The sequence below is a fragment of the Ruegeria sp. D7 genome (assembly GCF_056534355.1).
This window is the reverse complement of record NZ_JBQFPG010000001.1, coordinates 304,430-318,326: the sequence shown is the minus strand read 5'-3', so window position 1 is coordinate 318,326 and position 13,897 is coordinate 304,430. Positions and strand designations below refer to the sequence as shown.

13 protein-coding genes and 1 tRNA gene are annotated in these 13,897 nt (G+C 56.1%); 7 read left to right on the top strand and 7 right to left on the bottom strand.

Annotation, left to right across the window (positions count from 1 at the left end):
* Positions 1–9 precede the first annotated feature (9 nt).
* Positions 10–1,230, top strand: a complete 1,221-nt coding sequence (locus ACRZ9U_RS01605) for a cysteine desulfurase (protein WP_170405831.1) — start codon at positions 10–12, stop codon at positions 1,228–1,230.
* A 57-nt stretch (positions 1,231–1,287) separates the two neighbouring features.
* Positions 1,288–1,364 (top strand) — tRNA-Arg (locus tag ACRZ9U_RS01600).
* Positions 1,365–1,492: 128 nt separating this feature from the next.
* Here the strand turns inward: ACRZ9U_RS01600 and mepK are convergent.
* Positions 1,493–2,062, bottom strand: a complete 570-nt coding sequence (mepK, locus tag ACRZ9U_RS01595) for a peptidoglycan L,D-endopeptidase MepK (RefSeq protein ID WP_170393040.1) — start codon at positions 2,060–2,062, stop codon at positions 1,493–1,495.
* Between the two features lie 345 nt (positions 2,063–2,407).
* Between mepK and ACRZ9U_RS01590 the strand changes: the two genes are divergently transcribed.
* From ACRZ9U_RS01590 to ACRZ9U_RS01575, 4 genes are read left to right on the top strand one after another with little or no spacing between them, the layout of a single operon-like run.
* Positions 2,408–4,009, top strand: a complete 1,602-nt coding sequence (locus ACRZ9U_RS01590; protein ID WP_480901237.1) for a L,D-transpeptidase family protein — start codon at positions 2,408–2,410, stop codon at positions 4,007–4,009.
* Positions 4,010–4,043: 34 nt separating this feature from the next.
* Positions 4,044–5,135 carry a UDP-3-O-(3-hydroxymyristoyl)glucosamine N-acyltransferase gene (gene lpxD, locus ACRZ9U_RS01585; protein ID WP_170405824.1) on the top strand — a complete coding sequence of 364 codons (1,092 nt, stop codon included), beginning with the start codon at positions 4,044–4,046 and terminating at the stop codon, positions 5,133–5,135.
* A gap of 32 nt (positions 5,136–5,167) precedes the next feature.
* Entirely contained in the window at positions 5,168–5,425 is a 258-nt protein-coding gene (locus tag ACRZ9U_RS01580; RefSeq protein ID WP_170393043.1) for an acyl carrier protein, read from the top strand.
* A gap of 8 nt (positions 5,426–5,433) precedes the next feature.
* Positions 5,434–6,642: a beta-ketoacyl-[acyl-carrier-protein] synthase family protein gene (locus ACRZ9U_RS01575; RefSeq protein ID WP_170405821.1), complete on the top strand. Its 1,209-nt coding sequence runs from the start codon at positions 5,434–5,436 to the stop codon at positions 6,640–6,642.
* A gap of 52 nt (positions 6,643–6,694) precedes the next feature.
* On the opposite strand, the gene ACRZ9U_RS01570 is transcribed toward ACRZ9U_RS01575, so the two are convergent.
* On the bottom strand, positions 6,695–7,294 hold the full coding sequence (locus ACRZ9U_RS01570; protein ID WP_170393045.1) for an invasion associated locus B family protein: 600 nt from the start codon (positions 7,292–7,294) through the stop codon (positions 6,695–6,697).
* Positions 7,295–7,734: 440 nt separating this feature from the next.
* Here ACRZ9U_RS01570 and ACRZ9U_RS01565 point away from each other — a divergent pair, with 440 nt between their 5' ends.
* Positions 7,735–9,282 (top strand): helicase HerA-like domain-containing protein, encoded by a 1,548-nt coding sequence (locus ACRZ9U_RS01565; RefSeq protein ID WP_170405818.1) that lies wholly within the window; start codon positions 7,735–7,737, stop codon positions 9,280–9,282.
* Positions 9,283–9,327: 45 nt separating this feature from the next.
* Here ACRZ9U_RS01565 and ACRZ9U_RS01560 read toward each other — a convergent pair whose 3' ends face one another.
* The 5 genes from ACRZ9U_RS01560 to ACRZ9U_RS01540 all read right to left on the bottom strand — a co-directional run bounded on the left by ACRZ9U_RS01560 (position 9,328) and on the right by ACRZ9U_RS01540 (position 13,789).
* On the bottom strand, positions 9,328–9,540 hold the full coding sequence (locus ACRZ9U_RS01560) for a hypothetical protein (protein WP_480438555.1): 213 nt from the start codon (positions 9,538–9,540) through the stop codon (positions 9,328–9,330).
* Positions 9,541–9,767: 227 nt separating this feature from the next.
* The gene (locus ACRZ9U_RS01555; RefSeq protein ID WP_170405815.1) at positions 9,768–11,081 is read right to left on the bottom strand and encodes a branched-chain amino acid ABC transporter permease; all 1,314 of its coding nucleotides are present in this window, start codon (positions 11,079–11,081) and stop codon (positions 9,768–9,770) included.
* Complete coding sequence (locus ACRZ9U_RS01550; protein ID WP_170393049.1) at positions 11,078–12,088, bottom strand: branched-chain amino acid ABC transporter permease; 1,011 nt, start codon at positions 12,086–12,088, stop codon at positions 11,078–11,080. The genes ACRZ9U_RS01555 and ACRZ9U_RS01550 overlap by 4 nt, the downstream gene beginning before the upstream one ends.
* A gap of 85 nt (positions 12,089–12,173) precedes the next feature.
* Positions 12,174–13,004: an ABC transporter ATP-binding protein gene (locus ACRZ9U_RS01545; protein ID WP_170393050.1), complete on the bottom strand. Its 831-nt coding sequence runs from the start codon at positions 13,002–13,004 to the stop codon at positions 12,174–12,176.
* Positions 13,001–13,789: an ABC transporter ATP-binding protein gene (locus tag ACRZ9U_RS01540; protein WP_170393051.1), complete on the bottom strand. Its 789-nt coding sequence runs from the start codon at positions 13,787–13,789 to the stop codon at positions 13,001–13,003. The genes ACRZ9U_RS01545 and ACRZ9U_RS01540 overlap by 4 nt, the downstream gene beginning before the upstream one ends.
* Between the last annotated feature and the right edge of the window lie 108 nt (positions 13,790–13,897).

Here is a 13,897-nt window from a genome sequence, read left to right as displayed (position 1 = left end):
GTCCTGTCTATGTATGACGTACAAAAAATCCGCGCAGATTTTCCGATCCTGTCACGTCAGGTCAACGGAAAGCCGCTGACTTATCTAGACAATGGGGCCTCCGCGCAGAAACCCCAGGTAGTGATCGACGCGATCACGCAGGTCTATGCGCACGAATATTCGAACGTGCATCGAGGGCTTCACTATCTGTCAAATCTCGCGACCGAGAAATATGAGGCCGTCCGTGGCACGGTTGCGCGGTTTCTGGGCGTATCAAACGAGAATGAGATTGTCCTGAATTCGGGTACGACCGAGGGAATCAATTTGGTCGCCTACGGTTGGGCAATGCCACGCCTGCAGGCGGGGGACGAGATTGTCCTCAGCGTGATGGAACATCACGCCAACATCGTGCCGTGGCACTTCCTGCGCGAACGGCAGGGCGTGGTGCTGAAATGGATCGACGTCGATGCGACCGGCCATCTTGACCCTCAGGCGGTAATCGACGCCATTGGCCCCAAGACAAAGCTGGTTGCGGTGACCCAGTGCTCGAACGTGCTGGGCTCTGTGGTTGATGTCAAAGCAATCACGCAAGCCGCCCACGTCAAAGGCGTTCCGGTTCTGGTGGATGGCAGCCAGGGCGCGGTTCATATGCCCGTCAATGTCGATGACATCGGATGTGACTTCTATGCCATCACGGGTCATAAACTGTACGGCCCATCCGGTTCTGGCGCAATTTTTATCAAATCGGACCGCATGGCTGAAATGCGCCCCTTTATTGGTGGCGGTGACATGATCAAAGAGGTTTCAAAAGATCAGGTGATCTACAACGATCCGCCAATGAAGTTCGAGGCCGGAACCCCCGGCATCGTGCAGACCATCGGGTTGGGTGTGGCGCTTGACTATATGATGGACCTTGGCATGGAGAGCATCGCATCGCATGAGGCCGGCTTGCGCGACTATGCGATGCAACGGTTGAATGGATTGAACTGGCTGCAGGTTCAAGGCACCACAGCGAACAAAGCCGCGATATTCAGCTTTACTTTGGATGGGGCAGGGCATGCCCATGATGTTTCAACCATTCTGGACAAAAAGGGTGTCGCCGTGCGCGCAGGCCACCACTGCGCCGGGCCGCTGATGGATCATTTGGGGGTCACTGCTACCTGTCGTGCCAGCTTTGGGCTCTATAACACGACGGATGAGGTCGACACTCTGATCGATGCGTTGGAGCTTGCCCACGATCTGTTTGCCTGATCGTACTGCGGATTTGCAGTTGCACCCGGATTGGAACGAGGGTAGCTAACGGCCAAGGCACCTGTAGCTCAGCTGGATAGAGCGCTGCCCTCCGAAGGCAGAGGCCAGAGGTTCGAATCCTCTCAGGTGCGCCATTTCACCCTTGCTAGTCGTCATATTACGCAGAACTGACGGTGCACGAACCTGTTTTTCCAGGCAAAACAAAACCCCCGCCAGAACTATCTGATGGGGGTTGTGCAACAGCGAAAGATGAAATGCTCGATTAGCCGCGCCACGAGCGGATGACACCGCAATCCATGTGAACGAAATTCGAACGATAGTACTGTCCAACGCCACCGGCACGACAGGCCATCGCTGCCTTGCCCATTTGCGAGACCGAGCGTGATGACAGTCGCAGATCAGCAGCCTGACCCTTCATATGAAGCGAATTCTTCGCAACACCCCGCGAGCGGCGGCGCAGCATTGCGTTGGTTTGCGGTGAGCGGTAACCCGACAGCAGCATGTAGGGTTCGCTGACATCCAGAAGATTGTGGGTGGCAGCCATGATGTCGATGGTCCTCAGGTCCACGGACTTGACTTGATCGCTGCGCCAGTCGCGCATGAAGTGGTTGACCTCTTTCACCGCGTCTTTGATGTATTTGCCATCAACCCAATAGACCATATCGATACGTTCACCGGTACGGCCGGAATACATGCGGATACGGCGAATATCACCTCCGCCGCGAAGGAAACCTGCTGCGTTGGAATATGTGGGGGCTGCAACAACTGCGGTTGCGGCGAATGCGCCCAATAGGGCACGCCGGGTCAGGCCCGAGGTACTGCTCTTGGTCATTTTTTGTTTCGTCCCGTACTGTTCCTGCCTGCACACGATGTTACGCGCGCCGTATTAATTTTTTCCCATCCCAGATGCGGGATTTATGGCACAGTAGGATTCAACAGCCAAGAAATCTTTGGTCGCAGTCAAATCAAGGGGGAAATTTCGGCAGTTTTTTGCGCAACTGATGCAAGTATGCTTGCTTTTGGCGCAGTTCGCGCGTCGGCGATGCAAACGCGCACCAGGGGTCAAAGAAGCGGTCTGGTGATGAATTTGTGAATAGACATCAGGCGCTCAGCAAAACATTATTTTCAGACGCCGCTTATAGGGCGTGCCAAGTCATTGAAGAAACAGGGCCATCCTATGTCATTTGTTACCCGTGCTCGTTCAAGTGTTTTTATCGCCGCTTTCCTTGTGGCTTCGGCCTCAGTCGCGCAGGCGGGGACGGATGGCACAGCGTTTCAATTGGCCGTTGCGGAACGTGTGTCCAACAGCCCGGCAATTGCTGAGTTTTATCGCACAAACGGGTTTGATCCGGTTTGGGTTGGCGATACGCCCGAACACGCTGCACGACGCAAAGCTCTGATCGAAGCGCTTTCGACGACCGACCTGCATGGATTGCCTGGGGCACAATACGACGTCCAGACTTTGGTGACAAAGATGCAGGACGCGCGCAACACCCGTGATCTGGGCATGCTCGAGGCCGAGCTGACTCGGGTTTTTGTCAAATATGCCAGAGACTTGCATTCCGGTTCTGTAACGCCTTCGCAGATTGATCCCGGCCTAGTGCGGGCAGTGGAACGACGCAGCGCCGCAGAGCATCTTGAACTGCTCGATTCCAGCCAGGGTGATACCTATTTCAGGGATATGATGCCTCAATCGCGCCAGTATCTTGCGCTGTTGAAACAGAAGAAGGCGCTGGAAGCGCTGATGATACAAGGTGGCTGGGGCGAGACCGTTCCTGTCTCCAAGCTTGAGCTTGGGGACACAGGGAGCAATGTCATCAGGCTGCGCAATCGACTTGTCGCGATGGGTTATCTGAAGCCTAATGCCAGCCCAAACTATGATGATGCGCTGTTTGCGGCGGTGCAATCCTTTCAGGCTGCTCATGGTCTTGAGGCGGATGGCGTAGCTGGCAAAGGCACTATTTCCGAGATCAATCGCCCAGTTTCAGACCGCTTGAAAGCTGTTTACGTTGCGCTTGAACGGGAGCGCTGGTTACCCAAAGACCGTGGTGAGCGGCATATTCTGGTGAATCTGGCCGATTTTTCTGCCAAGATCGTCGATGACGGGCAGGTCACGTTTGAGACTCGTGCCGTGATCGGCAAAAACACACATGATCGCCGTAGCCCAGAGTTCTCGGATGAGATGGAGCATATGGTGATCAACCCAAGTTGGTATGTGCCACGCTCGATCATCACGAAGGAATATCTGCCGCAATTACGGGCCAATCCAAATGCTGTCGGCCATATCCAGATCACCGACCGCCGTGGCCGTCAGGTAAATCGTGGAGCGGTTGACTTTACCCAGTTCACTGCACGTAATTTCCCGTTCTCCATGCGTCAGCCCCCGAGCAAAAGCAACGCACTGGGGCTAGTGAAGTTCATGTTCCCTAATAAGTACAACATCTATCTGCATGATACGCCTCAGAAATCTCTGTTCGCACGCGAGGTTCGGGCATTCTCGCATGGATGCATCCGTTTGGCGCAACCGTTCGAGTTTGCCTATAAGCTGCTGGCCAAGCAGGAAGAGGATCCAAAGGCGTTTTTCCACCGCGTGCTGAACACGGGCAAAGAAACGAAGGTTGAACTGGATAAAAAAATTCCGGTGCATCTGATTTATCGCACGGCCTATATTGGCCCCAAAGGCGAGGTGCAGTATCGCCGCGACGTGTATGACCGGGATCGCAAGATCTGGGAAGCGCTGCAAAAGGCAGGGGTGGTCCTGCCGGACGTTCAAGGGTAATCACGAGGCAAATCCCGCCACGAGGACGCCCGACATGCAGTTTACCGTTCAACAAATCGCCGATTCCCTGGGGGTCGTCGCAGAAGGCCAGACTGGCCTGACCATCTTGCGGGCAGCCGAGCCGGGAGATGCCGGGCCAACCGATCTGGCCATGGCGATGTCGCCAAAATATGCTGAAGCTTTGGAGACCGGTTCAGCACGGGCCGCGGTTTTGTGGGATGGCGCGGACTGGAAAGCACTGGGGCTTGAGGCCGCCATTTTTGTGCAACGCCCCCGCATGGCGATGGCAGGGATCACCGCGATGCTGGATCGCGGGCAGGGGATTGCGCCGGGAATTCATCCGTCGGCTGTCATTGATGAAACCGCCGAGATCGGGGGCGACGTATCGGTCGGCCCGCTTGCTGTTATCGGTGCGCGCGCGCGCGTCGGCGCGGGTTCGGTTATCGGCGCGCATTGCGTGATCGGTATGGATGCGTCGCTTGGTGAAAACGCTCTGCTGCGCGAAATGGTCAGCATCGGTGCGCGGGCTCAAATCGGTGATCGCTTTATCGCGCAGCCGGGTGCCCGTATCGGCGGGGACGGTTTCAGCTATGTCACACCAGAAGTCTCGGGTGCCGAAAATGCGCGGAAAACTCTGGGTGATCAGGGGGGTGCAAAGGCGCAAAGCTGGTTGCGCATCCATTCGCTGGGTGCGGTCGAGATTGGCGATGACGTCGAGGTCGGCTCGAACTGCACTGTAGACAACGGGACCATACGCAATACTGTAATCGGAAGTGGATCGAAACTGGATAATCTTGTCCACGTGGGACACAACACCCGAGTCGGGCAGGATTGTTTGTTATGTGGGCAAACCGGCGTTTCTGGTTCGGTCGAGATTGGTAATAACGTAGTACTGGGTGGTCAGACTGGTGTTGTCGATAATATTTTCATAGGTGATGGCGTGATTGCCGGTGGCGGCACCAAGATTCTGTCAAATGTTCCTGCTGGTCGCGTGATCATGGGCTACCCGGGCATTAAAATGGAAAGCCATACCGAGATATATAAAGCCCAACGTCGTCTGCCCCGATTGTCGCGCGACGTCGAGGCGTTGAAAAAGGCTGTTTTCAAACAGCCTTCAAGTGATTAAATCATCCCCAAGGCGAAAATCAGGGGATCGAGATGAGCATCAGCGACCGCGTCATAGCAATCATTGCCGAACAGGCCGTGCTTGAGCCTTCGGATGTGACGCCCGACAGTACGCTCGAAGAATTGGGCATCGATAGCCTGGGTCTAGTTGAGAGTATCTTTGCCATCGAGGAAGAGTTCGATATCACCGTGCCCTTCAACGCAAACGAGCCCACATCCGGCGATTTCGACATTTCGAATGTGACAGCGATCATTGCGGGTATCGAAAAACTCGTGTCTGAAAAGGTCTGACCGCTGGTATGAAACGCGTCGTCATTACGGGTGCTGGCACCATTAACGCGTTGGGCCATTCCGTCCCCGACACTCTGGAAGCCATGCGCGAGGGTCGTTGTGGTATCTCCGAGCTTGAGTTTCGTGATGTGGATCGCCTGTCGATCAAGATCGGCGGTCAAGTCCGGGGTTTTGAGGCCGAGGGCCGTTTCAACCGCCAACAGATGACGCTGTATGATCGGTTCACGCAGTTCACGTTAACCGCCGCCAAAGAAGCGATCGATCAATCCGGTATCGTATTCTCGGGTGACACAGCCGCGCGGTCGGGGGTGGTGCTGGGAACGGCCGGTGGTGGCGTCTCCACCTGGGATGACAACTACCGCTCGGTTTACGAGGATGGCAAAAATCGCGTGCATCCTTTTGTCGTGCCCAAGCTGATGAACAACGCGGCGGCCAGCCACGTTTCGATGGAGCACAACCTAAAAGGCCCTAGCTTTACAGTATCAACAGCGTGTGCGTCCTCGAACCATGCAATGGCGCAGGCATTTCAGATGGTGCGCAGCGGGGCAGCGCCCGCAATGGTGACCGGTGGGTCCGAGTCGATGCTGTGCTTTGGTGGCGTCAAGGCATGGGAAGGGCTTCGCGTCATGTCAAAAGATGCCTGTCGGCCCTTTAGCGCAAACCGAAACGGGATGGTGCAAGGCGAAGGTGCGGGTGTTTTTGTGTTCGAAGAATACGAACACGCGCGCGCGCGCGGAGCAGATATCATGTGCGAGGTCGTGGGCTTCGCCATGTCCTCGGACGCGGCCGACATAGTTATGCCGAGCAAACAGGGTGCAGCACGGGCCATGGCCGGGGCGCTATCGGATGCACGGCTGAATGCAAGCGATGTGGGTTACATAAATGCCCATGGGACCGGCACGGCTGCAAATGACAAAACCGAATGTGCAGCCGTTGCTGGTGTGTTTGGTCCGCACGCCGACGATCTGATGATTTCGTCAACAAAGTCCATGCACGGACACCTGATCGGCGGTACCGGCGCAGTTGAGCTATTAGCCTGTATCATGGCCCTGCGCGACGGGGTGATCGCCCCGACCATTGGCTATGAAGAGCCCGACCCCGAATGCGCGCTGGATGTGGTGCCAAACGAGGCGCGTGAGGCGAAAGTTAATGTCGCCCTTAGCAATGCTTTCGCCTTTGGTGGGCTGAACGCCGTTCTTGCGTTGAAGCGTATATGAAGAAGCCGCCGTGTTATCACGGCGGCTTTCTTATTCGATGCTTTTGCGGGGCTTAGTTTATGGAAACGTTCAGTCCGTCAAAGCCTGCTGTGAAGCCAGACAAAGACATGTCCATATTCAGAACCTGATCTGGCAGGCGCGCAGGAACCAGCGACAGCACTGCCTTTTGGCCTGATTTCATCGCGTCGATATCACCCTGTGTCAAACCCAGTTGCGCCACGCAGCCAACTGGAATGCAGTGGTGATAATTGTAAAGCTTGCGCGGTGCCCCATCGATCGACATAGCCAATTGCGCCTGCAGCAGGGTTTCGAGCGGTACAACAACATTCGCCCAAGCAACAGCGGCACCGCCTTCGGGCAGTTTTCCGATCGAAACTTCGGCAATCGGATCACCCTGTTGGTTATTGAGGATCTGAACCATCGCGCAGGGATCGTCTTCGCCTTCGGTTTTGATGCAGGAAATATTCCATTCACCCGTTTGTTCTTTGACGTATTGCTCGCCAACACGGGGACCGGATTCACCCAGATCCAGATCGCTGCCAACTTCGGCTTCAGCACCGGCTTCAGGTTGCTGTGTGGTTTCCTGCGCAAATGCTGTTCCGCATAACAGTGCTGCGGCCGCCACATTAAAAGGGACAAGTTTCCTGATCATGAATGCCTCATCTAACTGATCCAGTTTTTTGTTTCCTCTATCACCGCAATTCAGTGGTGTCAGGGTAAATCCGAATTCCAGACCGGGAATTGATCGTTTTTTGCCGAAATGCGTGGGAAACACCGCGATCTGCAACGAAAAAGGGAGCCGGTGGAGCGGCTCCCTTCCTGAATATTTTCTCCCCGTCGGACTGGCCGACTTAGTTATGCGCAGACGTTACGAAAGGGGAACCCGTTGGTCAACTCCTAACCCTAAAAAACTATTCTTGCGTCTTTCGGTTTTTGTAGAATTTAAAAAAAGCCGTGCCCAAAGGCACGGCCAGTCGACAGGGAGGAAGTTTGCCCCCGCAGCCAAGCCACGAGAAGCAACATTTACTCTCGCAGCGAAAGGTTAACTTTGTATGCTTGCAGCAGATCGGTAGAATTCGGGACAGATTTTCAATGGACAACAAGATCTTCGTAGGCGGTGGTGGCGACGGCTATTCAGTGGCACAGGGGCTGTCGCTGAAATATGCGAACCGCCATGGCCTGATTGCTGGTGCGACCGGTACGGGCAAAACGGTTACGCTGCAAATTCTGGCTGAAGGCTTCTCACAGGCGGGGGTTCCAGTGTTTCTGGCCGATGTGAAAGGTGACTTGTCGGGGCTGGCGCTGCCTGGAAGCGAAACCCACAAATTACACCAGGCTTTTTTGGATCGGGCCGCGAAGATCGGGTTCGGCACATTCTCTTACGCCGCGTGTCCAGTCACGTTCTGGGATCTGTTTGGCGAGCAGGGGCATCCGGTCCGGACCACAGTAACCGAGATGGGCCCACTGCTGCTATCGCGATTGATGGAACTGAGTGAGGCGCAGGAAGGCATTCTGAACATCGCCTTTCGGGTCGCAGACGAAGAAGGCATGCCGCTGCTCGACCTGAAAGACCTGCAGGCATTGCTGGTCTGGATAGGCGAGAATCGCGCCCAACTATCGCTGCGCTATGGCAATGTCTCGACATCTTCGATCGGTGCTATTCAACGCCGCTTGCTGGTTCTGGAAAATCAGGGCGGTACCAATCTGTTTGGCGAGCCTGCGTTGGACCTGGCCGACCTGATGCGGACAGATGCGAACGGGCAGGGGATGGTGAACATTCTGGCCTCTGACAAGCTGATGGGCTCTCCGCGCCTATACGCGACTTTCCTGTTGTGGCTGCTTAGCGAATTGTTTGAAGAACTGCCCGAAGTGGGGGACCCTGAAAAACCGAAGCTGGTGTTCTTCTTTGACGAAGCGCACTTGCTGTTCGAGGACGCCCCCAAGGTGCTGGTGGACAAGGTCGAGCAGGTGGCGCGCCTGATCCGATCAAAGGGCGTTGGCGTTTATTTCATCTCGCAGAATCCGGCAGACATCCCGGAAGATATTTTGGGTCAGCTGGGCAACCGGGTCCAACATGCGCTGCGGGCCTTCACAGCGCGCGACCGCAAGAATCTGCGACTTTCTGCTGAGACCTATCGTGAAAACCCAGCTTTCGATACTGAGACCGCAATCCGAGAGGTGGGCGTGGGCGAGGCCGTGACGTCGATGCTGCAAAAGAAGGGTGTACCGGGCGTGGTCGAGCGCACTTTGATCCGGCCACCGGGCTCACAACTTGGTCCGATTACCAAAGCTGAGCGTCAGTCGGTGATCAAAGCTTCGCCGATGGATGCAAAATACGGCAAGCGTATCGACCGCAAATCGGCGTTTGAGATTCTGCAGGCGCGCGCGGATGCCGCTGCGAATGCGGCGGAACAGGCGGAATCCGACGAAGTTCTGGAACAGCAGACCCCGGCAGAACGCGAATACGCCTCGGCCCGAAGGTATTCGGGCAACCGCGTTGGGCGATCGTCATCTCGTCTTTCGCGCAAAAAGGATACCTTCGCCACGGCCATGAGCGAGGCCGTGATCAAAGAGCTGAAAGGAACAACTGGCCGCCGCATCGTCAGGGGCATACTGGGCGGCTTGTTCCGCAATCGCTAGGATCCGGAGTGCGGCGCGCGCCGAACCAGTCGCGCGCCCATATTGTTATCGATTAAGCCGGCGCAGGCCTTCCTGTCTGCAATAATTATCCGCCTCGGGCACCGACATTTTGGTGGCCGGAAAATCGATTGCGCGGTCCCAGGTGACGCGGTCCTGGCGGTAAAGCTGACAGGTCACAACACCTTTGGGCGTCTGGACCTTGACCGGGGTGGTCTCTAATTGTTCAGGTGAGGGAATACACGCTGATAGCGTTGCCATCAGCGGGATCCCGATTGCGAAAACTCTGAGTGGTTTAATCATTGCGACTACGGTGCTCTCATCTTGGTTAACTGTCAGATCGTTACAACTCCGCACCAAACAAACATGGTATGGGGCACAGCGCGATGTGGTGGATCACGATACACCGATTTAGAGCGTTCTGACTCGCCGCACAATAAAACGCACCGATTAACGGTGCGTTAGGGGAATTTCGCAGGAAATTTTGCTTATTTCTCGGGGATCAGCCCTCTTGGACTGAATCTGAGAACAATCAAAAGAATCAGTCCCATGGTGAACAGGCGCATATGTGCGGCGCTATCGATCAGATGCGTCTTAAGTGCGCTGCCGTCAGGCATGCCTGAGGTTATCAGGTTCATCAGCCACAGGCCCATGGGTTCAACCTGAACCCACAGGAACCAGATCAGGAACGCTCCCAGTACGGCTCCGAAATTGTTGCCCGACCCGCCGACGATCACCATAACCCAGACAAGGAAGGTAAAGCGGAGCGGGTTGTAAGTGCCCGGCGTCAGCTGCCCGTCCAAAGTGGTCATCATCGCACCGGCGATGCCGCAGATGGCTGAGCCCAGAACAAAGATCTGTAGATGGCGGCGGGTGACATCCTTGCCCATCGCCTCGGCGGCAACCTCGTTGTCGCGGATGGCGCGCATCATGCGGCCCCAAGGGCTTTTCAACGCCATCTGAGCCATCCACAGCAGCACCAGTAGCACGATCAGGAACAGCAAAGAGTAGCCCAGCTTGACGGAAAGCGTCGAGGCAGTAACCGGATCCAGCCCGAACCACTCGGCCCTTGCAAGGAAAGTTGGGTCTTGCTGCAATTCAACTTCGTAGCCAACCACCGGTGAGGGGCGTGGAATGCCGTAGACGTTCTTGACCCCACGTGCCAGCCAGTCCTCGTTTTTCATGACGGCGATGATGATCTCGGCGATACCAAGTGTGGCGATTGCCAAATAGTCCGAGCGCAGGCCCAGCGCTGTTTTTCCGATCAGCCATGCTGCGCCCGCCGCCAAAAGTCCCCCGGCAGGCCAAGCGAATAGGACAGGAAAGTTCAAACCGCCGATATTACCAGCGACAGCAGGATCAATCGCTTCGATCGCAGCTACGTTGGGATCAAAAATTGCGCGGTAAACAAAAAAACCTACGACCAGAATACCGATGATTGCAAAGGTTTGTGTGCGTCCCTTGGGCATTTTTTGGGCCACCATCACAGCTGCAACCACGGTTGCCGCGCCCATTAAAAGCGACAGGATGACGCCATATCCTCCACCAGACCAGGCGCCGGGGGTTGGGGGTGTCGAAACCAGCACAACCGCGAGCCCGCCCAGCGCGACAAAGCCCATGACACCAACGTTGAAGAGGCCAGCAAAGCCCCATTGCAGGTTGACGCCAATCGACATGATGGCCGAGATCAAGCCCATGTTCAGGATCAGGATTGCGGCGTTCCAGCTTTGGGTGAATCCGGTCAACAGGATGAGTGCGCCGACGACCACAAAAAGCAGCGTGTTTTTGACGGGCTCGCTCATATCACTTTTCCTTTGAACAAGCCGGTTGGCTTAAACAGAAGTACGATCAGCAAAATGGCAAAGCTGACAGCGAATTTGTAATCGGTGGACAGGAACTGCACCAAACCTGACGGCTCCAGATTTTCAGGTGCCAGATAGGTGAGCACTTTCTTCCACGCGTAGGTGATCGTCACCTCAGAAAACGCGATGATGAAACCGCCCGCGATAGCGCCCAGAGGGTTTCCTAGGCCACCCACGATAGCCGAGGCAAAAATCGGCAGCAAAAGCTGGAAATAGACAAATGGCTTGAAGCTTTTGTCGAGGCCGTAGAGCACACCAGCAGTGGTCGCCAGCGCGGCAACGATGATCCATGTGATCATCACCACGCGCTCGGGGTTGATACCGGACAGCAACGCAAGATCCTCATTGTCAGAATAGGCCCGCATTGATTTGCCGGTGCGCGTTTTGTTCAGGAACCAGAACAACAGCGCCACGGCGACAACCGCGACGATCACCGTGATGCCCTGGGAGGTCTTGATTGCCAGCCCTTCACGCAGCCCAGTCATCGCCTTGAAATCTCGCGCCGAGACGATGAAACGCGCTCCGTCCGAGAACCTCTGGTCATCCGGACCGATGATGAAACGAACCAGCCCGTTCATGATGAACATCACGCCCATCGAGACGATCACCAGAATGACAGGCTTGGCCTTCTGTTCCCGATAGAAGCGATAGACCAACCGGTCGGTGATCAGCACCAGAACGATACAGCCCAGAATGGCAAAGGGCAGGGCGAGCAGAGCCGTTGGCAACGGCCCGAAACTGACGCCTGCGGCTTGCAGGCCCCAAGTGACCAGCACCGCGATCATCGCGCCAAAGGCCATCGTATCGCCATGGGCAAAGTTCGAAAACCGCAGGATGCCGTAGATCAGCGTCACCCCCAAAGCGCCCAGCGCCAACTGACTGCCATAGGCGATTGCGGGAACAAGAACGAAGTTGGAGAGCGCCACAAGGGCGTTGAGGAAGTCCATTAGTTCGTTACCTCATTTTCCAAGTTCGTACGTCTTTTCGACCTGATTTCAGAGTGATCAAACACGAGAGTAGCTGTCACTGGCGTCATCCCCCCAAGAAACTCTTGCGAACTTCTGGATCGGCCAACAGCTCCTTGCCTGTCCCGGTATAGGCATTGCGACCCTGGACCAGTACATATCCCTTGTCCGCAATCTCCAGCGCCTGACGGGCATTCTGTTCGACCATCAGGATCGGCAGGCCGGTGCGCGAAACTTCGATGATCCGGTCGAACAGCTCATCCATCACGATTGGTGAGACACCGGCGGTGGGTTCGTCCAGCATCAACACCTTGGGCTGGGTCATTAGCGCACGGCCCACGGCGACCTGTTGACGTTGACCACCTGACAGCTCTCCGGCGGCCTGATTGCGTTTGTCGCGGAGAATGGGGAAGAGGTCATAGACCTGTTCCATCGTCTGGCTGATGTCGTCGCGCCGGATGAAAGCACCCATCTCTAGGTTCTCTTCCACTGTCATCGACGTAAAAATGTTCGAGGTCTGCGGGACAAAGCCCATGCCGCGTACCACGCGGTCTTGCGGGCTGAGATTGGTGATATCTTCGCCATCCAGCCGCACAGACCCTTGGCGTACGTCCAGCATGCCAAACACAGCCTTCATTGCGGTGGATTTGCCCGCGCCGTTGGGGCCGACGATCACCGCGATCTCGCCCTTATCAACGGCGATGGTGCAGTCATGCAGGATGTCCGGCCCTTTGCCATAGCCACCAGTCATGGTGTCGCCAATCAGGAAAGGACCGCCCTCGACCCGATGCGTTTCACCGCTTTTGCGATGCGCTGGTGTCATGGTGCCGACGCCATGCGTATTGGTGATCGAGGCGTCCTTGTTGCCCTTGTCGTCCTGGTAGGGGTTGTCGCTCATGCGCCCGCCTCCAGCTTGTCTTTGTTCTTCAGGCCGGTGCCTAGGTAGGCTTCGATCACGTGTTCATTGGCCTTGATCTCGTCCAGAGTGCCTTCGGCCAGCACCTTTCCCTCGGCCATACAGATGACCGGGTCGCAAATCTTGCCGATGAAATCCATGTCGTGCTCGATAACGACGAAGGTATAGCCGCGTTCCTTGTTCAGGCGCAGGATCGTGTCGGCGATGGTCATCAGCAGGGTGCGGTTCACACCAGCGCCGACCTCGTCCAAAAACACGATCTTGGCATCGACCATCATGGTTCGGCCAAGTTCCAGCAGCTTCTTCTGACCGCCCGAGACCTGACCGGCCTTGTGATCGGCCAGATGTTCGATTGTCAGGAACTCCAGCACCTCATCGGCTTTCGCCCTAAGTGCGCGTTCCTCATCCGCGATACGCTTACGCCCGAACCATGTGTTCCACAGCGATTCCCCGGATTGTGCGCCGGGCACCATCATCAGGTTTTCACGGCAACTCATCGACGAAAACTCATGCGCGATCTGGAAGGTGCGCAGCAGGCCCTTATGAAACAGCTCGTGTGGGGGCAGGCCAGTGATATCCTCACCGTCCATGTGTACCTTACCGCTGGTCGGTGGAAGTACGCCCGCGATCACGTTGAATAGCGTGGTTTTTCCGGCCCCGTTCGGTCCGATCAGACCGGTGATCGAGCCCTTTTGGATTTCCAGCGATGCCCCGTCCACCGCATGAAACCCGCCGAAATGCTTGTGCACGTCATCGACGACGATCATCTTTTCCCCTAGCCGCCGTTTTCGGCGTTTTTACCATCCCCGTTAACCGGAGTGCGGCCTTTTTTCATTGAAACAGCCCGGACACAAGGGCCGGGCTGCTTGTTTTTA